We start from the raw sequence: 23881 nt of genomic DNA, 5'->3' as shown, positions 1-23881 counted from the left end.
AACTATGATAAACAGGAAAAAGTTATTTTTAGGAATGCTTTTGTGTTTTTTCTTTTTGGCGTGTACAGAGAAACAGAAACCCATTGAAAATCCTATTCAACAAGCATTTAAAAGCAATAACCCGGCTATTCAATACGTTTTAGATAGTTTAAAAAATCACGAAGTTCAGATTAAATTCACACAGATTGATCGCAAGAACGAGGCCGTATTTTTTAAAGATTATGATTTTCAAGTAAACGCTAATCATTATTTCTACCCAGCGAGTACTGTGAAATTTCCCGTGGCTATTTTGGCCTTAGAAAAAATAAACAGCATGGTTCATTTTGATATGAATACTCGTTTTTATATTGAAGGGGATACTTTAGAAACAACGGTTGCCCAAGAAATAACAAAATTATTTGCCGTGAGTGATAACGCAGCCTACAACCGCTTGTTCGAGTTTTTAGGGCAAGATGAAATTCATCAAAAATTACAAGCCAAAGGCATCGAAAATGTGCGGATCTCGCACAGAGTTTCTACGCCCAACGCTGACGACATTACCACGAGGGCTATAGTCTATTATACAAATGATAGTACAACAAACATTACTGATAAAATCATTAACAAGCCTATAAAACCTTTAAAAATAGACCACTTAAAAAAAGGAAAAGGCTATTTTGAAGAGGCTATACTACTTCAGGAACCTTTTGATTTTAGTCTAAAAAATTACTATGCCATTGATGCGCAACATGATGTTTTAAAACGCATTATTTTTCCTGAAGAATTCACAATAGCTGAACGATTTACTATATCAAAGGAACAGCGTGACTTTCTTTTAGAAGCGATGCACACCTTACCTAGAGAATTAGGCTATGACACCAAAGAATATTACGATAGTTATGTGAAGTTTTTTATGTACGGCGACAGCCAAGAACTGATTCCTGCAAGCATCGAAATTTACAATAAGGTAGGCTATGCCTACGGTACTTTAACCGATTGTGCGTATATAAAAGATACTGAAAACGATATAGCCTTTTTAATAACCGCAACTATTTTAGTCAACAAAAATGGAATCTTTAATGATAATGACTACGAATATGATACTGTTGGTATTCCGTTTTTAGCAGCTTTAGGGCGAGAATTGTACCAGCAAGAATTAGCACGCAAAAATAAATAAAGCATAAATATGTTATAGTACTATAACAACTAACCTATGAATACCAACCAAGACGATATAAAAATTCTCGAACAAAAACTAGAATTGCTTTTATCAAAGCAAGAAGGTTTTGCCAAAGAGTTGATGGCCGTTTACAAAGAAATAGAACTGCTCAAAAAAGGAACGCTAAGTACTCCAGAAAAGCCAGTTGAAGCTATTGAGCCGATTAGTAAAGAAAAAATAATGGAAACGCCAGAGCCTATTGTGGTTCAAAGCAAGCCAGAAGCTGTAAAACCTATTGAGAGCAGTGGAAAATCTGAAATAGAAAATATAGTTGATCGGGTACAAAAGAAAAGTACGCTCCCGCAACAAAAATCGAATTTAGAGAAATTTATCGGAGAAAATTTAATTAATAAAATCGGAATTTTCATTACGGTTATTGGTGTTGTTATTGGCGCAAAATACAGTATTGAAAATAATTTAATTAGCCCCTTAACCAGAATTGTTTTAGGGTACCTTGTTGGTTTAGCCTTATTGGTTTTCGGGATTAAACTAAAAGCTAAATACTTAAATTATAGTGCTGTTTTAGTCAGTGGCGCTATTGCTATATTATACTTTATAAGCTTTGCCGCCTATAGTTTATACGGACTTTTACCGCAATTACCCACTTTTGTATTGATGGTTTTATTTACGGTTTTTGCAGTAATCACTTCAATACATTATAATAAGCAGGTAATTGCACATATCGGCTTAGTGGGTGCTTATGCCGTTCCGTTTTTATTGAGTACAGGATCTGGCGATGTACTAACATTATTTAGTTACATGGCGATTATAAATATTGGAATTTTAGTCCTTGCTTTTAAAAAATACTGGAAACCACTTTATTATGTTGCCTTTGTGTTTACATGGCTCATATATACCTTATGGTTATCCGCCAAATACGTACCAATCGATCATTTTGCAATAGCGTTTAGTTTTGCTAGCTTATTTTTTGTCATTTTTTATTTGGCATTTATGAGCTATAAGTTTATGAAAAAAGAAAGCTTCAATTCGGGAGATGTTATTATTGTATTCATAAATTCGTTTATCTTTTATGGCATTGGCTTTTATTTACTTTCAGAAAATGAACGTACAGAAGAACTTTTAGGATTATTTACACTGGCAAATGCTGGTATTCATTTTGTAGTGGCTACTGTAATTTTCAAACGAAAACTAGCCGATAAAAAGCTATTTTATCTTATTGCCGCTTTGGTATTAACGTTTATTACCATAACTATTCCTGTTCAGTTAGATGGTTCTTGGGTTACCATTTTATGGGCTGTTGAAGCTGGTTTGTTATTTTGGATTGGCCTCACTAAAAACATCAGCGTATACAAAAAACTATCCTATATTTTAATGGTTTTAGCCTTCTTTAGTATTTTTCAAGATTGGGAAATAGCTTATGCTAGCTATTATTCGTTAGATGAAAAAAAGATACCTCCATTTTTCAATAGTAACTTTTTAAGTTCATTAGTGGTGATCATTTCTTTCGCATTCATCACTTGGCTACTTCACGCTAAAACGTTTCGTGTAGCGCATGGCGTAAGAACTGGAATTCATCTAGTAATGGCGATACTTGCACCGCTATTATTTTTAATTATTTTTTACTTTGCCATTTTCTTTGAAATTGACGCCTATTGGACACAATTATTCAATGCTTCTATGCTGACCATAACAGATGTAGACGGACAAACACTTACGAAATACAACTATAGTTTACGTGACTTTAATAGCATTTGGTTGGTAAATTATACTTTGCTCTTTTTTACTATACTATCTATTGTGACTATTTTTAAAGTTAAAAATAGGATGACAGGTATAGTGAACCTAGTATTTAATATTCTTGTTGTATTTATCTTTTTAAGTTTTGGACTTTACCTTATCAGCGAATTAAGAAGTGACCATATCAACCAATATTTAGAGGAATATTACCATAACAGCTATAATTTAAGTATCCGGTACATTTCTTTTGTTTTCTTAGGAGGATTACTGTACGTCACCTACTTGTATAGCAAACAGCCTTTTATAAAGCTGAATTTAAGAACTCCTTTTGAAATAGGATTTCATTTTACACTTCTGTGGCTATTAAGTAGTGAGTTATTACATTGGATGGATCTTGGAGGCATAAGCAATTCCTATAAAATGAATTTAAGTATTCTTTGGGGAGCCTATTCTTTATTTTTAGTGATTTTAGGCATCTGGAAACGTAAAAAATACCTTAGAATCACAGGCATCATTTTATTTGGATTTACCCTGATAAAATTATTCTTTTATGATATTGCAGACTTAGATACCATCTCAAAAACTATTGTTTTTGTGTCCCTAGGCGTATTACTATTAGTCATTTCTTTTCTTTATAACAAGTACACTAAACAAATTGAAGATGAGTCAAAAAGCGAATAAACTACTCCTAATTTTTATACTATGGAGCACTTGTTTAAGTGCTCAAATGGGCGATTATGCCTTCAAGAGAGAAATTAAAAATAACACAGAACAATGGCATCAAATAAGTCTACCTCAAACAATTCACGAAAAAACTAAAAATACTTTAGGCGATATTCGTATCTATGGAATTACAGCTAATGATACAATTGAGGCTCCTTATGTTTTGAATATTAAGAGTAGTAAATCAATCATCAATACCATTGATTTTGAAGTGTTAAACCAAACATTTACAAATGATCAGTATTTATATACCTTTAAATTGCCGAACAATACCCCAATAAACGAGATATTCTTAAATTTTGATACTGCCAATTTCGACTACAGAATTAAACTTGAAGGAAGTCAAAATCAACTAGAATGGTTTGCTATTAAAGATGATTATAGAATATTAGCTATAGAAAATTCTAGTACAGATTATAGATTTACCACCTTAAAATTTCCAGAGGCCTCATTTTTATATTACAGAGTAAGCGTAAATACAACAGAAGACCCGGTTTTTACTGATGCAAAAATCTTTGAAAATAATTCTGTTCCTGCGGATTATGAAAATTACAAACCAAAAAGCATAAACATTGAACATCATAAAAAAACCAAAGAAACGATTATTACTATAGATTTAGACAAAGCCCTACCAGTAAGTTATTTACATATTAAGGTAAAAAACGATATTGAATACCTGAGACCAACCACCATAAGTTACGTACTAGACAGCGTTAAAACTGAAAAAGGCTGGCATTATAATTATAGAAATTTAGCTAGTAGTGTTTTAAGCTCTTTAGAGGGTAATGAATTTACTTTTTTTAGCGAGAAAGCAAAGAAAATAAAAATCACAATTAACAATCAAGACAATGCGCCTTTAGATATTGATGGTGCTACTATTAAAGGCTTTAAGCATGAATTAATTGCAAGGTTTGACAAACCTGCCTCTTATTATGTAGTGTACGGTAACCCAGCTGCTTTACAGCCTGTCTATGATATCAATACCATGGCAAACGTAGTTCCTGAAACGGCAAAAGCAGTTACTTTGGGCAAGGAACTCAGCATAGACGGATTCGAGGAAGAAGTAACCAAGCCACTTTTTGAAGATAAAAAATGGCTTTGGGGTATCATGATTTTAATCATCGGAATTATTCTATGGTTTACAGTAGGGATGATTAAAAAGGCTTAGTTAGTATTAGGTGTTACTTATATTTCGTTGTAGACAACAAGTTTGAAATAAAGCCTATTCAATTAATTCTTACAATCTTCAGAACCCCATTTATCCAAACTTCTCAAAATATACTCAAGTGATTTCCCTCTTTTAGTTAAACTGTATTCAACTCTAGGAGGAACTATAGGAAAAACTTTTCTGGCAATAAGCCCATCTTTTTCTAAATCTCTCACGGTTTGAGTAAACATTTTATTTGAAACCTCTGGAATTTTCTTCTGTAATATTCCGGAACGCAAATCACCTTCTAATAAATGAAATAAAATTAAAGGTTTCCATTTTGTCCCTATTAAATTCATTGTATAATGTAGTGGACAACTAATATCTTTATTCAAAATTAAATTTTATATTATTGATTATCATTATTTTACTCGTTTTGGTCACTATATTACTTTTTAGTAAGTTATTGCCCATAAGGCAAATATAAATTAATTTTGCAATCTAAAATATAACTTATGACAACTAATAAAAATTATCCAAAATCATTTTCACATATTGGTATTACAGTTCCGAATATAAAAGAAGCTGTAAAATTCTATTCAGAAGTAATGGGTTGGTATATAATTATGGAACCTTCAAAAGTCAAAAAAGAAAAGGATACTGCTATTGGCCAAATGTGTATTGACGTTTTCGGCAACGATTGGACTGAATTTGAAATTGCTCATTTAGCTACTTCAGACGGAATTGGAATTGAATTATTTTCCTTCCCGAACGGAATTAAAGAAGCCCCTGAATTTAATCCTTTCAATACTGGTCTATTTCATTTTTGTGTACAAGACCCAAATATTGAAGAATTAATAGATAAAATTTTGTCATATGGAGGAAAACAAAGAATGCCAATCAGAGAATACTATCCGAATGAAAAGCCTTTCAAAATGTGCTATGTTGAAGACCCATTTGGAATTGTTTTTGAAATCTATACTCACAGTTATGAACTGACATATTCATCAGGCGCTTATTCAAAATAAAAAACAGTTGGTAATATCGTTTATAATGAATTGCTTTAGCAAGTGCCTATCTAGAAAATTCTGAAGGAATTTTCTCTGCTTCATTTTTGTTTGTATAACACTTGTACATCAAAATCATCTTAATACTACTTAAACGGGCACCCCATACAAATCAAAATCTGCCGCTTCTTCAATTTTAATATCAACAAAGTCACCTACTTTTAAATAGAATTTTGAAGCATCTATTAAAACTTCATTATCCACATCGGGAGAATCAAACTCTGTTCTTCCGATAAAGTGGCTACCTTCTTTACGATCAATTATACAACGCAAGGTCTGCCCAATTTTTTCTTGATTTAATTCCCAAGATATCTGAGACTGAATTTCCATAATTTCAGAAGCTCTTTGTTGTTTTACTTCTTCTGGAACGTTATCTTCTAATTGATAAGCATGGGTGTTTTCTTCATGGCTGTAGGTAAAACAACCTAAACGTTCAAAACGCATAGCGGTCACCCAATCTTTTAAAGTTTGAAAATCCTCTTCAGTTTCTCCTGGATACCCCACAATCAAAGTAGTTCTTATGGTCATGTTGGGCACTGTAGCTCTAAAATCGCGTAGTAATTTTGTGGTTTTTTCTTGTGTAGTTCCTCTACGCATACTTTTTAAAATCGCATCAGAAATATGTTGTAATGGAATATCTAGGTAATTACAGATTTTAGGCTCTTGTTTCATAAGCTCTAAAACATCCATCGGGAAACCTGTTGGGAATGCGTAGTGCAAACGAATCCATTCGATACCTTCTACCTTTGCCAAAGCCTGAAGCAGTTCCGCTAAATTTCTTTTCTTATACAGATCTAAACCGTAATAGGTTAAATCTTGTGCTATTAAAATAAGCTCCTTTACACCTTTTGCTGCTAATTTTTCAGCTTCAGTTACTAAATTTTCAATGGGGGTACTTTTATGCTTACCTCGCATTAGCGGAATGGCACAAAAAGAACATGGCCTATCGCAACCTTCAGCAATTTTTAAATAGGCATAATTTTTTGGCGTAGTCATTAAACGCTCTCCAATAAGTTCATGCTTATAATCGGCTCCAAGCGCCTTTAATAAATTAGGTAATTCACTCGTCCCAAAATACTCGTCCACATTCGGAATTTCTTTTTGCAAATCTGGCTTATAGCGTTCGCTTAAACAACCGGTTACAAAAACCTTATCAACTAATCCAGCTTCTTTTTTCTGTACAAAATCTAATATGGTATTGACACTTTCTTCCTTGGCATTATCAATAAATCCACAAGTATTAATCACAACAATGTTTCCCTCCCCCTCATGAACTACCTGTTTTTTATTGGCTTTCAATTGGCCCATGAGCACCTCAGAATCATATACATTCTTAGAGCATCCTAAGGTAACCACATTAATAGTATTCTTTTTTACAGTTTTTGTACGCATAGCTTCAAATAAAGTGCAAAAATACGACAAGAAGTTGTTTAAACGACTTCTATAAAAAAAAGACTTTACTATTTATATTATTTTTTATCAATTCTACGTTATTTACCTGACAGTCAAATGAGTTAAATTAAACCTATTAGTTCCTTTCTTGTCCTATTTAAAAAATACTCCTGATGAAGACAATAAAAATTACATTTTCACTTTTCTTCGTTCTCCTCTATTTTTCTTGCTCCAAAAACGGTGAAACAAATCCCGATTCTAATAGTAAGAGCCTTTATTTTCCGCCAAATACAAGTACTATTTGGGAAACCGTTTCGATGGAAGAATTAGAATGGAACACTAGTGCCGAACAAGACTTATATGAATTTTTGAGCGAAAATGACTCTAAAGCATTTATAGTTTTAAAAGATGGGAAAATTGCAGTAGAATGGTACGCAGCTGATCATGGAGCAGACTTACCCTGGTACTGGGCCTCAGCAGGAAAAACGTTAACTTCTTTTACCACAGGAATAGCTATGGAAGAAGGTTTTTTAAGCTTAAGTGATAAATCCTCAGAGTATTTAGGAACCGGTTGGACTAGCCTTGCCATTGAAAAGGAAGATTTGATTACCGTTTGGCATCAATTGACGATGACCTCGGGAATGGATGATACACAAGGAGATTGTAAAACACCAAATTGTTTAACGTATGTAGCCGACGCAGGAACACGTTGGTCATACCACAATGCACCTTATACCCTGATACAAGATGTCATTGCTAACGCTACTTCAATGGATTTCAATAGCTATTTTACGAGTGCCTTGAAGGATAAAATCGGAATGACAGGCCAATGGCTTTCTAGCAACGGGCAAAATAATGTTTATTGGAGCACTGCACGGAGTATGGCGAGGTTTGGTCTCCTCAACCTAAATAAAGGTATTTGGAATGAAGAAGTTATTCTAGGTGACACCAATTATCTTGAGGGTATGAAAAATACATCTCAAAATCTAAACAAATCATACGGATATCTATGGTGGCTGAATGGCAAAGAGAGCAAAATATTACCCACATTACAAACTGTCTTTCAAGGAGACCTTATTAGTGAAGCCCCTGAGGACCTTTATGCCGGATTAGGTAAAAATGACCAAAAATTATACATCGTACCTAGTCAAAACATTGTTGTAGTTCGCATGGGAGAAGCTACAGGCGAGCCGACCCTTGGACCATCTAGCTTTGACAATGAACTTTGGATACGAATAAACAATTTAATAAAGTAACTCCCTTTATTTGGGATGATTTTCTAGTTTGTTGAAAATTAATAAATAGTCATTTTTAAAAGTTAAAATTAAAATCAACCGATACTTAAAATAAATGGGTCACATGAAAACCACAATCTATGAAATATAACATAACCTACGTTTTGATTTTTTTGACTTTAATACTTTCGTCTTGTTCTAAGGAGGGCGCATCACCCTCGGAATCTGAGGATGAAACACTCTATTTTCCTCCCATAAACTCAAATACTTGGGAAACCACAGCTATGGCAGCATTAGGATGGAAAACAGAAAATGAACAAGCGTTGTACACTTTTTTAGAAGCGAATGGTACTGATGCCTTTATCATCCTAAGCAATGGAAAAATTGTAATAGAAAGGTATTTTGGAAATTTTACAGCAACACAAAATCATAGTTGGAACTCTGCGGCCAAGACCTTAACCGCATTTACAGTGGGTATAGCTCAAGAAGAAGGGCTTTTATCTATAGACAACCCATCATCGGATTATATGGGTGAAGGATGGTCTGCATTAACAGCACAACAAGAACAAAATATTACTGTTCGTCATCATTTAACGATGACCACAGGACTAGATTACACAGTTCCTGAAAATTTTTGTACCGATCAACCATGCTTCCAATATAAAAATGAACCAGGAACCTATTGGTATTATCACCAGGGGGCCTATACGATTCTCGATGATATTGTTTCAGGAGCTGTAAATCAAGAGTATAAAGACTATTTTAACACCAAAATTCGCAATAAAATTGGAATGCAAGGTTCGTGGATAAAAACGGGATCCCTTAATCTCTATTTCAGTAACGCTAGAAGCATGGCACGCTTTGGTCTTTTGTGTCTCAATAAAGGCACTTGGAATGAAAGTACGATACTCTCAGATGCTTCTTATTTTAACGAAATGACCACCACTTCGCAAGAATTGAATAAGTCTTATGGGTATTTATGGTGGCTCAATGGTAAAACAAATTATAAAATTCCTGGTTCTGAAGAATTATTTTTAGGCAAACTGGTGCCCTCCGCACCCGATGATCTGATTGCAGGCCTAGGAGCATTTGATCAAAAATTATATATTATTCCAAGTAAAAAAATGGTTATCGTACGTATGGGAAATAGTGCCGACGAAGGAGAGTTAGGGCCCACCACTTTTGACAATGAACTTTGGATAATGCTCAATAAAGTCATAAACTAAACCATAATGTAGCCTGTTTTTTTTGTTTTGAGCACACCTTGTTTGCTCCTATTTTAAAGTCTAGAAAGACTAAAAGGAATACATAGAAATCCTGAATTATTTTAAAATATAGAAATTGTTTTTGATCTGTCTTTATAAAATCTGATATTTCAAGAGTTAAGCCTACAAAAGCATCTCTACTCGTTAAACCATCTAGACAATAGAAATAAGCACTGGTCTCGTAGCTTAAATAGCAATACTATTCGCCCACTTATTTTAAGAGCAAAACCATAACGCTCTTGCTAAATAAACAGTAAAGATGATCAACAGGATTGATTAATTCACAAAATTCTCTGGCATTCTCCGAACTTTAGTACCTTTTTCAAAAGCTGCACCCAATGCTAACAATTTAGCTTCCTGAAACTGTTTTGCGATAAATGTTAAGCTTATGGGTTCTCCTGAAATTTTATAACCCATCGGCACTGTTAAGGCAGGGTATTTGGCTACTGCCGCATAACCCGCATGGTAATTATTAATGCTCAATATAGCATCCAAATTATGAGTATCTAATATCGTATCAAAATAAGAGCGACTAGAAACTTCTAAATCAGCGATAATTTTTTCTAGACCTTCAGCAGAAGTCGTATCGGCTAGTATTCCTTTAAAAAGCGCTTGCCCGTAAGGAATTCTTGTTAAAGAATCTTGATTGTTAAAATCCATGACATCCTGAATCGATGTTACTTTAACCGCATCCTTATTTTTTACATGTGCGTTGATATAGGCAGGCAGGTCATTGCGCATATCTATATTTAAAATACTTAAGAAACCTGGTAAGCCTGGTTGTTTTGCTTCAAATTCCACAATAGTAGCGCCTAAATCTTTCATTTTACTTATGGTTTGGGCGTAAATAGTATCGCTCTCTAAAAGGTTCTTAAAAGCTCCAAAACGTTTGCCTTCTAATGATGCTGTAGCAGAAGCTGAACTCAAATAATCAGCATCTGTAGCTACCGATTTGCTATCTGCATTATCTTTTCCGGTCATGGCAGACAATAAAATTGCATTGTCAACCACATTTTTTGTCATTGGGCCAGGCGTATCTAACGTACTTGAGATCGGAACAATTCCGCTTCTACTCAACAACCCAATAGTTGGTTTTAACCCTACTACAGAATTCTGGCTAGAAGGTGATAAAATAGAACCCGATGTTTCTGTACCTACGGCAGCTACGGCATAGTTCGCAGCAACAGCAGTACCGCTACCAGCACTTGATCCCCCAGTTTCAAATATTTTTCTGCCATAAGGGTTTAAGGTTTGTCCGCCTACTGCACTATACCCCACAGGGCAACCTGAGCATAAAAAATAAGCCCATTCACTTAAATTCACTTTCCCTAAAATTAGGGCTTCATTTTTCTTTAATTGCTGCACAATAAAAGCATCATCCGCAGCATTATTCATCAAAGCAATAGCTCCAGCCGTGGTATTCATCCCATTTGTATCAATGTTGTCTTTTAATAAAATAGGCATTCCGTAAATGGCATGACGCACTGCGTTGGGATTCTCTTGGAATTTTGTATCCAGTGCTCTCGCTTGATCCACCACATTTTCATTTAAGGCTAGTACCGTATTTAAAGTAGTTAGATTGTTTAATTCGTATTTGTAAATTCGATACAAATAAAATAACACCAAATTTTCATAGGACAAATTACCTTTTGCGATGTTTGCCTGTATCGTTGGAATATCTTGTTCTAAAACAAAAGGCTTCCAAGTTTGATACTGTTCCTCTGTAACTTTTGAAACTTCAGCGTATAAGGGTACAAATACGTCATTTTTATCTAATACTTTAGACTGAATAAGTTTGTATTGCATGCGGCCTATGTCATGAGAGGCATTTTCAGCAACTTCCAACGAATCATTATAAGATTCCCAGAGAACTACGGGCTCTAGGTTCTTTTTTTCTTCTTTACAGGAGAACAAGATCAAACAACTACAGATTGCAAATACTAACTTTTTCATACCGTCAATTTTGATTTATATTATTAAACTATTTTAGAAGGAACCAGTATAAAACTGACGTGAAAATAAAAATTCTTTGCGCTACATTTTATTTTTTTACTGCTAGCCCTCATGCTTTTTTAATCCCTTGCTTTAAAAAATTACTTCCCTCCAAAAAATGAATCTACAAACTCTATTTTATTAAATACCTGAAGGTCTTCAATGCCCTCACCAACACCAATATATTTTACTGGTATTTTAAACTGATCTGAAATACCAATAACAACGCCTCCCTTTGCCGTACCATCTAATTTAGTAACTGCCAACGAAGTAACATTGGTGGCTTTGGTAAATTGTTTGGCTTGTTCAAAAGCATTTTGACCAGTAGAACCATCTAAAACCAAAAGTACCTCATGAGGCGTCTCTGGAATTACTTTTTGCATGACGCGACTCACTTTTGAAAGTTCGTTCATTAAATTAACCTTATTATGCAGGCGTCCAGCGGTATCAATGATCACTACGTCTGCATCCTGTTTTATCGCAGAACTAAGCGTGTCGAAAGCTACAGAAGCGGGATCGCTACCCATATTTTGCTTAACAATAGAAATTCCCACTCGATCTGCCCATATCTGTAATTGATCTATCGCAGCAGCTCTAAACGTATCCCCTGCTCCTAAAACCACTTTATACCCTTTTTTCTTAAATTGATAGGCCAATTTACCAATAGTTGTGGTTTTCCCTACACCATTGACCCCAACCACCATGATTACATAGGGCTTTGTAGCTTTAGGTATGCTAAACTCAAGGTCTTCACCTGAATTAGTTTCAGACAGTAAACGCGCTATTTCCTCCCTTAAAATAAGGTTTAACTCACTTGTTCCCAAATATTTATCTGAAGCGACTCTAGCCTCAATACCTTTGATAATTTTTAATGTGGTATCAACACCTACATCAGAACTTACCAAAATCTCTTCCAAATCATCAAGAACATCATCGTCGACCTTAGATTTTCCGGCCACTGCTTTATTTAATTTTCCAAAAAATGATGTTTTTGTTTTTTCTAAACCTCTATCTAAGGTTTCCTTTTTCTCAGAAGAAAATAATTTTTTAAATAAACTCATACGATTTTAAAATTCATTCTATAAATATAAGAAACATCTAGCATTAATACCCAACCAAATTAAGGAATGCGAGATAGTCTTAAATTAGCGCAATTACTAAACAAAAAAAGGCTGCTATCATACGAAAGCAGCCTTTTACCAATATAAAAATTGGACTCTTATTTTTTAGTCAACCAGCCATCTACTTCCTCTGGCGTCATAACTGACTCAGTGAATGTATAAGCACCAGATTTAGGTGACTTCACCATTTTTATAGCTTTTGTCAATCTTTTTGAACTGGTTTGTAAACTTGCTACCGTTTTCTTTGCCATGATTATAAATTTTAGACTTCCGTTCTACGGAAATTTATTTAATTTCTTTATGAACAGTCATTTTCTTTAAAATAGGATTAAATTTCTTTAATTCTATTCTATCAGGAGTGTTCTTTTTGTTTTTTGTTGTAATGTATCTTGAAGTTCCAGGCTGGCCTGACTCTTTATGCTCTGTACATTCCAATATCACTTGGATTCTATTACCTTTCTTAGCCATTTTACTATAATTTTTTGGATTACTTAGTTAATCCATTTGCATTAGCTTCTTTCAAAACTGCAGAAATCCCCTTTTTATTGATGGATTTTAAGGCCCGTGCAGATACTTTTAAAGTAACCCAACGGTCTTCTTCAGGAATGTAAAAACGTTTTTTGGAAAGATTCACATTGAATCTTCTCCTAGTTTTGTTAATGGAAAACGATACATTGTTTCCAAACATAGCTCTCTTTCCAGTAATTTCGCAAACTTTTGACATATGCTAGGGTTTGTGTTATTTTTAAACAGGATGCAAATTTATATCTTTTTTATGGGACGTACAAACTTCTTTTTTAGAATTTTAAAATTTCTTTTTGAAGCAACTCAAGTGCCTTATACACAGACTTTTGAACTACCCTTTCTCGCTGACTCCCCATCTTAAATTTCTCAGAAAAGACCCCTTTGGGACTTGCAATAGCAATAAATACCGTTCCAACATCCTCATTTGAGTCTCCTTTCGACGGTCCGGCATTCCCAGTTGTGGCGATTGAAAAATCGGTATTCATCAATTTACGTACATTGCTCGCCATTGCTTCTGCAACAGCAGCACTTACCACCGAATGCGTTTCAATAAGGTCTTTTGGCACCTGTAACAGGTTCATTTTAGCCTCTGTGGCATAACTTACTATTGTGCCTTTATAAAAGGCTGATGCTCCGGGAATTTGAGTGATTAATTCCGCTATTTTCCCTCCAGTAAAACTTTCGGCTGTACTTAAGGTCAATTCTTTTGCTGTGAGTAATTTTGAAATAATTTCCTCTAAAGATTCATCGTCTTCTTCACCATGCACAATGTCATGAAGCAAGGCATATAGTTTTTCTATTTCAACTTTAATTTGTATTTCAAGGGCATTTAGGTTTCCTCCCTTTGTACTCAATCGCAAACGTACTTTACCTAAACTAGGCAAATAGGCTAATTTTATGGTTTGAGGCAAACACTCTTCCCACTCTTGAATTTTTTCAGCAAGCGCACTTTCTCCAATACCATAGGTGATAATTGTTTTATGTACAATAAAAGGTCTATCATACTCCTTTTGAATCTTAGGAATAACTTGGTGCTCCATTAAATACTTCATTTCAAAAGGCACGCCTGGTAAGGATACAAAAACAGTAGATGCACCGTTAATCCACATGCCTGGTGCTGTACCATAGGCATTATGCAAAACTTGCGCTTTTGAAGGAACTAAAGCCTGATTTTTATTTACTTGTAAAAGTGGTGCTGTGATATATTTCTTAAAAATCTGCTCCACATGATGTAAAACCTCTTGGTTTTCTACCAAGGAGTCTTTAAAATATTCACATAAGGTATGCTTTGTAATATCGTCTTTTGTGGGCCCTAAACCACCCGTAATAACGACAATATCGGCTCGCGATTCAGCTTCTTCCAGTGCTTTGAGAATGTGATTTCGCTCATCTTGGATAGAGGTGATTTGCACCACTGAAACCCCAATTTTATTAAATTCTTTTGCAATAAAAGCAGAGTTTGTATCTACAATCTGACCAATAAGAATTTCATCGCCAATGGTAATAATTTCTGCAAACATTAAAGATTAAAGTCTTTTTTAAGTTCAGCAACCACTTGCGAAATATCTTTTTTTAAGGTCGGAAAAATTACATCGATTTGCGCTCCTGTATTGCCTTGTTTCCCTAAATTTTCAATCTCTAGGGCTGCCGCGCGGGTTTGCTCCATACCCAACAGATCTACATTGGGTTTAATTTTATGGGCTAATTGATAAATAGAAGGATAGTTCTTTTGATTAATTGCTATTTCTAAAAGTGACAAATCTTCTGGCACTTCATCTAAAAATACAGAAACCACAGAGTGAATAAATTCATCATCTCCATCCGCTAATTCATTTAATTTATCCAGACTGTATATCATATTTTACTTAATGTTTAAATGGAACATTTCTATGTGTTCTAAGCTGCCAGAAAGGTAATCATTAGTTTTTACTCTACCAACACCCGCTGGTGTTCCTGTAAACAAAATATCACCCTTTTTTAAGGTGAAAAATGTACTTACATAAGCAATAAGCGCATCTATTTTCCAAAGCATTAAACTCGTATTCGAATTTTGAACTAGCTCCGTATTTTTTGAAAGTGAGAAATTTAAATTATTCACATCTTCGAAATTTGTTTTTGGTACCCAATGCCCAATCACAGCAGCCCCGTCAAAACCCTTTGCCTTTTCCCAAGGCAATCCCTTTTCTTTTAATTCCTGCTGTACATCTCGAGCGGTAAAGTCTATCCCTAAACTTATTTCGTCATAATAGGTAGGCGCAAATTTTTCGTCAATGTGCTTCCCTACTTTTTTTATTTTTACTAGCACTTCTACTTCATAATGAATTTCATTAGAAAACTCAGGAATATAAAAGTCTTGTTCTTTAGGTAATACTGAAGAATCCGGTTTTATAAAAATTACAGGATCCGTTGGCTTTTCATTTTGAAGTTCTTCAATATGAGCCGCATAATTTCTACCAATACAGATGATTTTCATCGCTTTACAATTTTACTTGTGAATAAAAAAAGATATGCTAAAAAATGAACCAAAAATCAAAGCTAAAGACTAGGTCATGATCCCAATTTAGTATTTAGCTTGCTTAATTTAATCTGAGTCAATATTTTTTTGGTGTAAAGCGGAAATTCTGCATTTAATATCCAGCTGAAATAGCCAGGTTCACTTTCTAAAACATCATGAACTTTCTTTCCTTTATGCTTGCCAAATGAAAAAACCTCCTGATCTTCCTCATCGTAAATTATAAAGCCCGCAAAATCAACTGTTCTTTTATGCGAAGAAAATTCAGCTAATTTTTTTATATTATTTTCTAAATCTGGGTACCGCGCTAATTGTGCTAAAAGCACTTCGTAGGTTGCATTGGTATCGGCTGCTGCACTGTGGGCATCCTCTAAAATTTTATCACAATAAAACGTATAAGCAGCACCAAGTGTTCTTTTTTCCATTTTGTGGAAAATGGTTTGCACATCTACAGAGACCGTATTTTTCAAATCAAAATCTACTTCTGCTCGCAACATTTCTTCAGCTAAAAGTGGAATATCGAACCTGTCAGAATTAAAACCGCCTAAATCACTATCTTTAATAATGGCATAAATTTCTTTTGACAACTCCTTAAAAGTTGGTTCATTAGCTACTTTTTCATTGGTGATACCATGTACCGCAATGACTTCATCAGGAATCTGCATTTCAGGATTTACCAACCAAGTTTTACTCTCTTTATTCCCGTTAGGGTACACCTTTAAAATGGCAATTTCAACAATTCTATCCTTTACCACATTTACGCCCGTAGTTTCTAAATCAAAAAAACAAATTGGTCTCGTTAATTTTAGTTCCATTTCCATATATTTTGGGCAAAGATAACTTTTTCATTAGGCTAATACCAATTCTGCATTAAAATGAACGCATGAAACCAAGGTTTTTAGGACCCATTTTCATAGCAAAGTAGCCACCGAGCTATAAGGCTACTTTTTTCTGTTTTTTTTAAAAAGGAATGGGTAGCTTGGTTCTTAATTCAAAAGCAGCATGGTACTAAAAAAAAAGCGGGGGCTGAAAATTAAAAAAGCTCCAAAATGGAGCTTTTAAATAACAGCATAGTATTTTTAAACTTCCCTGTTGACATCCCAAGCTTCAAGATAATCAGCAACAGCTTTTACAAACATTCCACCAAGTGCGCCGTTAACTACCCTGTGATCATAACTGTGTGACAAAAACATTTTGCTTCGAATACCTATAAAATCACCTTCTGGTGTTTCAATGACCGAAGGCACTTTGCGGATGGCTCCTAAAGCCAATATGCCCACTTGTGGCTGATTAATAATCGGAGTACCAAATACACTACCAAACGTACCTACATTGGTTACGGTATAGGTACCTTCTTTAATCTCGTCAGGTTTTAGTTTGTTATCCCTACTTCGCGTTGCTAAATCATTTACGGCTTTAGCCATGCCCACCAAATTTAATTGATCCGCATTTTTAATGACAGGAACAATTAAATTTCCATCCGGTAAAGCAGCTGCCATACCAATATTTATATTCTTTTTCTTTATAATAGTATCACCGTCTAATGAAATATTCATCATCGGAAACTTTTTCAAAGCCACGGCAACAGCCTCCATAAAAAGAGGCGTAAAGGTTAGTTTTTCCCCTTCGCGTTTCTCAAAACTATTTTTAAATTTATTTCTCCAAATAACAAGGTTGGTCACATCAACCTCAATAAAACTTTGAACGTGCGCCGAGGTGGAAATACTATCCACCATATATTGAGCAATCAGTTTACCCATTCTGCTCATGGGTATAACTTCGTTCCCATTCGCGCTTATTGTTGCCGGTTTAGAAGCTTCATTTGGTTTTTCAGTGACCTTATTTACCGGAGTATTTGTAACCACTTTTTGCTGTTCTTGAGCATTTTTTTCCGGTGCTGATTGACCCGAAGTACGGTGAGCAACAAAATCTAGAATGTCATTTTTAGTTACTCTTCCCTCATTTCCAGTACCTGAAATAGCATCTAATTCAGCGATAGAAATTCCTTCTTGTTTCGCTATATTTTTAACTAATGGAGAATAAAAACGATCTGTATTTGATGGTGCTGAAGAAGGAGTATCCATAGCATCCTTTACAATCTTAATTTCTTCCTCAATAGCTTTCACTTCTGGAGCTTCATCTGTAGCTATTTTAGCTGCAACAGGTGCAGTTTCGCCTTCTTTAATTTCAATAATTGCTACGGTTTGTCCTACGGCAACTACGTCATCTACATTAAAGAGCTTCTCTACCAATATGCCTTCAACTTCACTAGGGACCTCTGAATCTACTTTATCTGTTGCAATTTCAAAAACAGCCTCATCCATTTCAATAGTGTCGCCAACTTCTTTCAACCAAGTGGTCAGTGTTGCCTCAGCAACACTCTCTCCCATTTGCGGTAATTTTAATTCAAATTTTGACATATCAACAATAACAATACTTAATTACTATATAATTTTGCGAAAGTACTAAAATTAACGTCTTTTGCTTATATTTATTTCAATAATTTTTAGGACGCCTTTATGGCATTTTCAAACGGAATTCGGTTTACGATACTACGGCCTAAAGTTACTTCATCTGCATATTCTAATTCATCACCTACAGATATGCCTCTGGCAATCGTCGATGTTTTGATGGCTAAATGCTCTAATTGCTTAAAGATATAGAAATTAGTGGTGTCGCCTTCCATGGTTGAACTTAATGCAAATATCAACTCGTTTATTTTACCCTGCTTTGCCTTTTCAACCAGTGATTTGATCGTCAAATCTTGTGGCCCCACACACTCCATCGGAGATATTTTACCTCCTAAAACGTGATATAAACCTCTAAATTGTCCTGTGTTTTCTATGGCCATAACATCTCTTATGTCTTCGACAACACACACAATAGTTTCATCTCTTTTGGGATTAGAACAAATTTCACATAGAAGCACATCAGAAATATTGTGACAGCTGCTACAGAATTTAATATTATTTCTTAAGTTTTCTAATGCTCCTGTAAGTCTTTCGGTTTGTGCGGTAGGTTGTTTTAATAAATGCAGCGCTAAACGCAAAGCTGTTCGTTTACCAATTCCTGGCAATTGCGAAATTTCATAAACCGCATTTTCTAATAATTTTGAAGAAAATTCCATAAGTTCAAAATTACGATTTTATACGATTTAATTTTACAAAAAAATCTTAAAAACTATCCATACTGATGGGTTGCTAATAACACCAGGGTACATGCTATTTCCACTTGTATCCCGTTGTCTTTTAACAAGGTATAAAATTCAGGGTTTTCAGTTCCTGGATTAAAAATAATTCTTTTGGGATTTAAACTTATGATTTGTTTGTAATAGGCTACTTGCCTTTTTGGGTTTAGGTATAAAGTAACCGTGTGTATATCGTGAAAATCCTTAAAGTTTGTTTTTATCTGTACGCCAAATACAAGGCCTTCCTTTACACCAAAAGCTTGAGTTTCGATTGATTTTTCTACTAGTCTTTTGATAGCAATGTAGCTGTATCTTTCAGGTTTTAAGGAAGCACCTATCACAAGAGTTTTCTTCATCTTATCAATTCTGCAATATATGTATAGTGTTTAATTCGTGTAACTTAATGATGATAAAATAGAGACCCCAATAGTATTTGGGGTCTTGTTTTTTTATAGTACCAAGCTACCATTTCATAATAACACTGCCCCAAGTAAAACCGCTACCAAAAGCAGCTAAAACGACTACATCACCGTCTTTAATTTTACCTTGTTCCCATGCCTCTGTCAGGGCTATAGGAATCGATGCTGCTGTGGTATTTCCATATTTCATAATGTTGTTAAACACCTGGTCATCTTGAAGTCCAAATTTCTTTTGAATAAATTGTGAAATTCTCAAATTAGCCTGATGTGGCACCAACATATTGATATCCTTAGCGCTTAAGTTATTAGCTGAAAGACCTTCCATAATTACCTCACTAAAACGCACTACCGCATTTTTAAAAACAAATTGACCGTTCATGTAAGGAAAATAAGACTCATCATTAGGATCGTTATCTGCGAGAATATCATTCACCCATCTTTTTCCCATTCCGGGTGCTATCAGAGAAAGCTCTTCAGCATGCTGCCCTTCAGAATGTAAATGCGTTGATAAAATTCCTTTTGAGTTATCTTCTTCTCGACTTAAAACCGCAGCTCCTGCACCATCTCCAAAAATAACAGAAACGCCTCTTCCTCTCGTAGTCATATCCAAGCCATGTGAGTGAAGTTCAGAGCCTATAACTAGGATATTTTTATACATTCCTGATTTTATGTATTGATCAGCTACGGAAATTCCATAAACAAAACCCGAACACTGATTTCTAATATCAAGGGCTCCAATGGTTTTTATATCAAGGTCGCGTTGCACCAAAACTCCGGGGCCTGGAAAGTAATAATCAGGACTCAAGGTTGCAAAAACAATAAAGTCAATATCGTCTTTATCTAAACCAGAACGTTCTATGGCAATTTTTGCTGCCTTAACTCCCATAGATGTTGTGGTATCACCATCGCCTTTTACTACATGTCTTCTTTCTTGGATACCTGTTCTTTCTTGAATCCAAGCATCGTCGGTTTCCATTACTTTAGACAGGTCTTCATTCGTAACAATATTTTCAGGAACATAATAGCCTAATCCCGTAATCTTTGAATTGTACATACTGTTTTTTTAGATAAATTTAGTTTGATTAAAATAAAGCTACGAATTAAATAAAACTTATAGCTTTAATTAAGATATTTTTATAAGTAATTTAAGCCGCAGGTCATCGACATTCTCTTATCAAATTTACATTTTTTAGAGGTTTTTTATGTACATTGTAAGATAAATTTATGTTTAACACTTATATGAAACACTCATGAAAAAACTTTTTACTTTACTCCTACTCTTTTTTGTAGCTATCGGTTTTTCACAAGAAAATCTAGGCTATCAAAAACCATCAAAAGAAATTTTAGATTTAGTTAATGCGCCGCTTGCACCATCAGTCATCATAACGGATGACGGTGAATATATGCTTATGTTGTATCGTGATACTTACAAAACAATGGCCGAACTTTCTGAAACCGAATTGCGTTTAGCTGGTTTAAGAATCAATCCAAAAACAAACATCGGCAGTAGAACAAATTATTACAACGATATTAAAATTAAGGCGCCAAGAGACAAAGAGGCTAAAAGTATTACTGGACTTCCAGAAAATCCAAGAATTGCCAATCTAAATTTTTCGCCGGATCAGTCGAAAGTAGCCGTTACCAATACCACCGAAAACGGTGTTGAAGTTTGGGTATTAGACCTAAAAACAGCGACCGTAAAAAAAATCACAGAGGCTACGGTTAATGCAAATTTAGGTGATGTTATGAATTGGTTCAAAGACGGCCAATCTATTTTAGTAAAAATGCTCCCAAAAAATAGAAAGGCACTAATTAACGCCGATGAATCGGTTCCTCAAGGACCTACAATTTCTTCTAATGACGGTAAGGAGGCTCAAAACAGAACCTACCAAGATTTACTTAAAAACCCCAACGACGAGTTCAATTTTGAACAATTAGCACATTCCGAATTGTATCAAGTAGATCTAACTGGAAACAGTACCAAGTGGAAAGACGCTGATATGTACACTTCTGTAAGTTTTTCTCCTGATGGCGAATATGCCATGATAGTGACTTTAAAAAAGCCATTTTCCTACCTAGTTACTTACGGTAGGTTTCCGTCGAGCACTTCTATTTATAAGAAAGACGGAAGCTTAGTCAATCAAATTCTTGAAGTACCTTTAATTGAAGACTTACCTAAAGGATTTATGGCTGAACGCATGGGTATGCGAGATTTAAGCTGGAGAGGCGACAAACCTGCTACTTTAATTTACGCCCAAGTATTAGATGGTGGAGATCCTGAGAATAAGGTAGCCTATAGAGATGAAGTGTTTCAACTAGATGCTCCTTTTGATGGAAAGGGAAAAAGCATATTGAAAACTAAAAATAGATTTAGTGGTATTCAATGGGGTACAGATAATACAGCTATCGCCTATGATAGATGGTGGAATGATAGAAATACGAAATCCTATATTTTTGATCCTTCTGATGCCACCAAAGCTCCTAAAATAATTTCTGATAGAAATTACCAAGATGTATATAGTGATCCAGGAAACTTTGTAACCAAAAGAAACCAATATGGCATAAACACACTAGTGGTAAGTGATAATACTGTTTTTTTAACTGGGGATGGGTATACTGAAAATGGGCAGTTTCCATTTGTAGATCAAATGAATCTCGAGAATTATGAAACCAAACGCTTGTACACCTCAAATATTCCAAATAAAAAGGAGTCTTTAATGGAATATGATCCAGAGGAAGATCAACTTCTAGTTCGTATTGAATCAAAAAGCGAATACCCTAATTATTACTACAAAAGTTTAAAAAATAAGAAAGCCACCAAGCAACTTAGCTTTTTCGAAAATCCATTTAAAAGCCTTAGTACTATTCAAAAAGAAGTGATAACCTATAAAAGAGATGATGGTTTAGAACTCACAGGAACTTTATATCTACCCGTGGGTTACGACAAGGCTAAAAAAGAAAAGAAACCAATGATTTTATGGGCATACCCTAGAGAGTATAAAGACAAAAATAGCGCTTCTCAAAATACACAAAACCCAAATGAATTTACTTTCCCATCTTGGGGCTCTCCTATTTATTGGGTTACTAAAGGTTATGTGGTTTTAGACGATGCTGCTTTCCCAATTATTGGAGAAAAAGATGCACAGCCTAATGATACCTTCAGAAAGCAATTAGTCGCCAATGCAAAGGCAGCTATTGATGCCGTGGATGATTTAGGATATATCGATAGAAAAAAAGTGGCTGTTGGTGGTCATAGCTACGGAGCTTTTATGGTAGCGAATTTGCTATCACATTCTGATTTATTTGCTGCGGGTATTGCCAGAAGCGGTGCATATAACAGAACCCTTACCCCATTTGGTTTTCAGAGCGAAGAGCGCAATTACTGGGAAGCTCCTGAAGTTTACAACGGGATGTCTCCTTTTATGAATGCCGAAAAAATGAAAACACCCTTACTACTTGTTCATGGTGAAGCCGATAATAACTCAGGTACGTATCCTATGCAAAGCGAGCGTTACTTTAACGCCTTAAAGGGCCTAGGTGCAACCGCTCGATTAGTGATGCTTCCTAAAGAAAGTCATGGCTATAGAGCTAAAGAAAGTATTTTACATCTGCTTTGGGAACAAGACCAATGGTTAGAGAAATATTTAAAAGCACCTGAAGAGAACAAAATAGAGGTTCCAGTGATGGGAAAAAACTGAAAGCAGTAAGCAGTAAGCAGTAAGCAGTAAGCAGTAAGCAGTAAGCAGTAAGCAGTAAGCAGTAAGCAGTAAGCAGTAAGCAGTAAGCAAAATTATTTTTTTTGATTTTGTTTCCTGCTTTTTTGCTATTAAATTCTAAGCTGCTGCACCGTTTCATACATCAACTTCATATAAAAACAATGAAACAATTTGAAGCTGGTATGGCCTCATTATGATATACCTCGCAGAGCATTAGCCCTCAGATGAGTGTAGTTAGACCTAAAAAAATAATGTATTTTTTATTTTCACAACTCAGTTGCGATACCACTGTTCGCTACGCTTTTTAAGTTTACTAAAAAAAGTGACTCCATAAAACAAAAATCCCGAAGTAAATTTACTTCGGGATTTTTTAATTATGCTTCTCCTGTTGGCCCAAAATTCATGGGTAACGGAGGTTGTTCATAGTCTTTAATAGTACCATGGGCTTTTTCAAAACGATTGACGTTATCACTTAATGCCTTCAAGAACTTTTTAGCGTGTTGAGGTGTCAATACAATTCTACTCTTCACTTTTGCTTTTGGTGCTCCTGGCATCATACTAATAAAATCAACTACAAATTCAGATACTGAATGATTAATGATTGCTAAGTTCGAATATATTCCCTCAGCCGTTTTTTCATCTAACTCAATATTTATTTGATTCTGTTGTTTTTGATCACTCATG

At 34.9% G+C, this 23881-nt stretch carries 23 protein-coding genes; 7 read left to right on the top strand and 16 right to left on the bottom strand.

Going from position 1 to position 23881, the window contains the following annotated elements; genetic code table 11:
* Positions 1 to 4 precede the first annotated feature (4 nt).
* From GQ45_RS15570 to GQ45_RS15560, 3 genes are read left to right on the top strand one after another with little or no spacing between them, the layout of a single operon-like run.
* The gene (locus tag GQ45_RS15570) at positions 5 to 1156 is read left to right on the top strand and encodes a serine hydrolase (protein ID WP_047419423.1); all 1152 of its coding nucleotides are present in this window, start codon (positions 5 to 7) and stop codon (positions 1154 to 1156) included.
* Positions 1157 to 1192: 36 nt separating this feature from the next.
* Positions 1193 to 3577 (top strand): DUF2339 domain-containing protein, encoded by a 2385-nt coding sequence (locus tag GQ45_RS15565; protein WP_047419421.1) that lies wholly within the window; start codon positions 1193 to 1195, stop codon positions 3575 to 3577.
* A complete protein-coding gene (locus GQ45_RS15560) occupies positions 3558 to 4787 on the top strand; it encodes a hypothetical protein (protein WP_047419420.1) in 1230 nt (409 codons plus the stop codon). The genes GQ45_RS15565 and GQ45_RS15560 overlap by 20 nt, the downstream gene beginning before the upstream one ends.
* A 62-nt stretch (positions 4788 to 4849) precedes the next feature.
* Here GQ45_RS15560 and GQ45_RS15555 read toward each other — a convergent pair whose 3' ends face one another.
* Positions 4850 to 5125: a helix-turn-helix domain-containing protein gene (locus GQ45_RS15555; RefSeq protein WP_052188253.1), complete on the bottom strand. Its 276-nt coding sequence runs from the start codon at positions 5123 to 5125 to the stop codon at positions 4850 to 4852.
* A 156-nt stretch (positions 5126 to 5281) separates the two neighbouring features.
* Between GQ45_RS15555 and GQ45_RS15550 the strand changes: the two genes are divergently transcribed.
* A complete protein-coding gene (locus GQ45_RS15550; RefSeq protein ID WP_047419417.1) occupies positions 5282 to 5794 on the top strand; it encodes a VOC family protein in 513 nt (170 codons plus the stop codon).
* Positions 5795 to 5923: 129 nt separating this feature from the next.
* Here GQ45_RS15550 and rimO read toward each other — a convergent pair whose 3' ends face one another.
* Positions 5924 to 7225 (bottom strand): 30S ribosomal protein S12 methylthiotransferase RimO, encoded by a 1302-nt coding sequence (gene rimO, locus GQ45_RS15545; protein WP_047419416.1) that lies wholly within the window; start codon positions 7223 to 7225, stop codon positions 5924 to 5926.
* 173 nt (positions 7226 to 7398) lie between these two features.
* Here rimO and GQ45_RS15540 point away from each other — a divergent pair, with 173 nt between their 5' ends.
* Both GQ45_RS15540 and GQ45_RS15535 read left to right on the top strand, forming a co-directional pair.
* Complete coding sequence (locus GQ45_RS15540; protein WP_047419415.1) at positions 7399 to 8481, top strand: serine hydrolase; 1083 nt, start codon at positions 7399 to 7401, stop codon at positions 8479 to 8481.
* A 119-nt stretch (positions 8482 to 8600) separates the two neighbouring features.
* The gene (locus tag GQ45_RS15535; RefSeq protein ID WP_047419414.1) at positions 8601 to 9686 is read left to right on the top strand and encodes a serine hydrolase; all 1086 of its coding nucleotides are present in this window, start codon (positions 8601 to 8603) and stop codon (positions 9684 to 9686) included.
* A gap of 315 nt (positions 9687 to 10001) precedes the next feature.
* Here the strand turns inward: GQ45_RS15535 and GQ45_RS15530 are convergent, their stop codons facing one another.
* From GQ45_RS15530 to GQ45_RS15475, 13 genes are all read right to left on the bottom strand, one after another.
* Positions 10002 to 11678 (bottom strand): amidase family protein, encoded by a 1677-nt coding sequence (locus GQ45_RS15530; protein WP_047419412.1) that lies wholly within the window; start codon positions 11676 to 11678, stop codon positions 10002 to 10004.
* Between the two features lie 140 nt (positions 11679 to 11818).
* Positions 11819 to 12778 carry a signal recognition particle-docking protein FtsY gene (gene ftsY, locus GQ45_RS15525; protein WP_047419410.1) on the bottom strand — a complete coding sequence of 320 codons (960 nt, stop codon included), beginning with the start codon at positions 12776 to 12778 and terminating at the stop codon, positions 11819 to 11821.
* 158 nt (positions 12779 to 12936) lie between these two features.
* Entirely contained in the window at positions 12937 to 13089 is a 153-nt protein-coding gene (locus GQ45_RS17905) for a DUF4295 domain-containing protein (protein ID WP_081980934.1), read from the bottom strand.
* Positions 13090 to 13123: 34 nt separating this feature from the next.
* Complete coding sequence (gene rpmG / locus GQ45_RS15520) at positions 13124 to 13306, bottom strand: 50S ribosomal protein L33 (protein WP_024481505.1); 183 nt, start codon at positions 13304 to 13306, stop codon at positions 13124 to 13126.
* Between the two features lie 19 nt (positions 13307 to 13325).
* Positions 13326 to 13562 carry a 50S ribosomal protein L28 gene (gene rpmB, locus GQ45_RS15515; RefSeq protein WP_047419408.1) on the bottom strand — a complete coding sequence of 79 codons (237 nt, stop codon included), beginning with the start codon at positions 13560 to 13562 and terminating at the stop codon, positions 13326 to 13328.
* Between the two features lie 73 nt (positions 13563 to 13635).
* Entirely contained in the window at positions 13636 to 14883 is a 1248-nt protein-coding gene (locus GQ45_RS15510) for a competence/damage-inducible protein A (protein ID WP_047419406.1), read from the bottom strand.
* Positions 14883 to 15221: an Hpt domain-containing protein gene (locus GQ45_RS15505; RefSeq protein ID WP_047419405.1), complete on the bottom strand. Its 339-nt coding sequence runs from the start codon at positions 15219 to 15221 to the stop codon at positions 14883 to 14885. The genes GQ45_RS15510 and GQ45_RS15505 overlap by 1 nt, the downstream gene beginning before the upstream one ends.
* A gap of 3 nt (positions 15222 to 15224) precedes the next feature.
* Complete coding sequence (locus GQ45_RS15500) at positions 15225 to 15836, bottom strand: fumarylacetoacetate hydrolase family protein (RefSeq protein ID WP_047419404.1); 612 nt, start codon at positions 15834 to 15836, stop codon at positions 15225 to 15227.
* A 74-nt stretch (positions 15837 to 15910) separates the two neighbouring features.
* Positions 15911 to 16690, bottom strand: a complete 780-nt coding sequence (locus tag GQ45_RS15495) for a 3'-5' exonuclease (protein WP_047420506.1) — start codon at positions 16688 to 16690, stop codon at positions 15911 to 15913.
* A gap of 264 nt (positions 16691 to 16954) precedes the next feature.
* Positions 16955 to 18295 carry a dihydrolipoamide acetyltransferase family protein gene (locus tag GQ45_RS15490; RefSeq protein ID WP_047419403.1) on the bottom strand — a complete coding sequence of 447 codons (1341 nt, stop codon included), beginning with the start codon at positions 18293 to 18295 and terminating at the stop codon, positions 16955 to 16957.
* An 86-nt stretch (positions 18296 to 18381) separates the two neighbouring features.
* Positions 18382 to 19002 (bottom strand): recombination mediator RecR, encoded by a 621-nt coding sequence (gene recR, locus GQ45_RS15485; RefSeq protein WP_047419402.1) that lies wholly within the window; start codon positions 19000 to 19002, stop codon positions 18382 to 18384.
* A gap of 53 nt (positions 19003 to 19055) precedes the next feature.
* On the bottom strand, positions 19056 to 19418 hold the full coding sequence (locus GQ45_RS15480; RefSeq protein WP_047419398.1) for a CoA-binding protein: 363 nt from the start codon (positions 19416 to 19418) through the stop codon (positions 19056 to 19058).
* 106 nt (positions 19419 to 19524) lie between these two features.
* Positions 19525 to 20535, bottom strand: coding sequence for a 3-oxoacyl-ACP synthase III family protein (locus GQ45_RS15475; protein ID WP_047419397.1), 1011 nt, complete (start codon positions 20533 to 20535; stop codon positions 19525 to 19527).
* 196 nt (positions 20536 to 20731) lie between these two features.
* Between GQ45_RS15475 and GQ45_RS15470 the strand changes: the two genes are divergently transcribed.
* Entirely contained in the window at positions 20732 to 23179 is a 2448-nt protein-coding gene (locus tag GQ45_RS15470; RefSeq protein ID WP_047419396.1) for a S9 family peptidase, read from the top strand.
* Positions 23180 to 23571: 392 nt separating this feature from the next.
* On the opposite strand, the gene GQ45_RS15465 is transcribed toward GQ45_RS15470, so the two are convergent.
* Positions 23572 to 23880 carry a DUF3467 domain-containing protein gene (locus GQ45_RS15465; RefSeq protein WP_047419395.1) on the bottom strand — a complete coding sequence of 103 codons (309 nt, stop codon included), beginning with the start codon at positions 23878 to 23880 and terminating at the stop codon, positions 23572 to 23574.
* Between the last annotated feature and the right edge of the window lies 1 nt (position 23881).

It is taken from the genome of Cellulophaga sp. Hel_I_12 (assembly GCF_000799565.1).
Lineage (GTDB): Bacteria > Bacteroidota > Bacteroidia > Flavobacteriales > Flavobacteriaceae > Cellulophaga.
This window is presented reverse-complemented; position numbering and strand designations above follow the sequence as displayed.

Coding starts and splice junctions, on each gene's coding strand:
- GQ45_RS15560 (WP_047419420.1), top strand. CDS start 3,558: ATGAGTCAAAAAGCGAATAAACTACTCCTAATTTTTATACTATGGAGC.
- GQ45_RS17905 (WP_081980934.1), bottom strand. CDS start 13,089: ATGGCAAAGAAAACGGTAGCAAGTTTACAAACCAGTTCAAAAAGATTG.
- GQ45_RS15465 (WP_047419395.1), bottom strand. CDS start 23,880: ATGAGTGATCAAAAACAACAGAATCAAATAAATATTGAGTTAGATGAA.
- rpmB (WP_047419408.1), bottom strand. CDS start 13,562: ATGTCAAAAGTTTGCGAAATTACTGGAAAGAGAGCTATGTTTGGAAAC.
- GQ45_RS15530 (WP_047419412.1), bottom strand. CDS start 11,678: ATGAAAAAGTTAGTATTTGCAATCTGTAGTTGTTTGATCTTGTTCTCC.
- GQ45_RS15490 (WP_047419403.1), bottom strand. CDS start 18,295: ATGTCAAAATTTGAATTAAAATTACCGCAAATGGGAGAGAGTGTTGCT.
- GQ45_RS15550 (WP_047419417.1), top strand. CDS start 5,282: ATGACAACTAATAAAAATTATCCAAAATCATTTTCACATATTGGTATT.
- GQ45_RS15555 (WP_052188253.1), bottom strand. CDS start 5,125: ATGAATTTAATAGGGACAAAATGGAAACCTTTAATTTTATTTCATTTA.
- GQ45_RS15500 (WP_047419404.1), bottom strand. CDS start 15,836: ATGAAAATCATCTGTATTGGTAGAAATTATGCGGCTCATATTGAAGAA.
- GQ45_RS15495 (WP_047420506.1), bottom strand. CDS start 16,690: ATGGAACTAAAATTAACGAGACCAATTTGTTTTTTTGATTTAGAAACT.
- GQ45_RS15470 (WP_047419396.1), top strand. CDS start 20,732: ATGAAAAAACTTTTTACTTTACTCCTACTCTTTTTTGTAGCTATCGGT.
- GQ45_RS15480 (WP_047419398.1), bottom strand. CDS start 19,418: ATGAAGAAAACTCTTGTGATAGGTGCTTCCTTAAAACCTGAAAGATAC.
- rpmG (WP_024481505.1), bottom strand. CDS start 13,306: ATGGCTAAGAAAGGTAATAGAATCCAAGTGATATTGGAATGTACAGAG.
- GQ45_RS15570 (WP_047419423.1), top strand. CDS start 5: ATGATAAACAGGAAAAAGTTATTTTTAGGAATGCTTTTGTGTTTTTTC.
- rimO (WP_047419416.1), bottom strand. CDS start 7,225: ATGCGTACAAAAACTGTAAAAAAGAATACTATTAATGTGGTTACCTTA.
- GQ45_RS15510 (WP_047419406.1), bottom strand. CDS start 14,883: ATGTTTGCAGAAATTATTACCATTGGCGATGAAATTCTTATTGGTCAG.
- GQ45_RS15565 (WP_047419421.1), top strand. CDS start 1,193: ATGAATACCAACCAAGACGATATAAAAATTCTCGAACAAAAACTAGAA.
- recR (WP_047419402.1), bottom strand. CDS start 19,002: ATGGAATTTTCTTCAAAATTATTAGAAAATGCGGTTTATGAAATTTCG.
- GQ45_RS15505 (WP_047419405.1), bottom strand. CDS start 15,221: ATGATATACAGTCTGGATAAATTAAATGAATTAGCGGATGGAGATGAT.
- GQ45_RS15475 (WP_047419397.1), bottom strand. CDS start 20,535: ATGTACAATTCAAAGATTACGGGATTAGGCTATTATGTTCCTGAAAAT.
- GQ45_RS15535 (WP_047419414.1), top strand. CDS start 8,601: ATGAAATATAACATAACCTACGTTTTGATTTTTTTGACTTTAATACTT.
- ftsY (WP_047419410.1), bottom strand. CDS start 12,778: ATGAGTTTATTTAAAAAATTATTTTCTTCTGAGAAAAAGGAAACCTTA.
- GQ45_RS15540 (WP_047419415.1), top strand. CDS start 7,399: ATGAAGACAATAAAAATTACATTTTCACTTTTCTTCGTTCTCCTCTAT.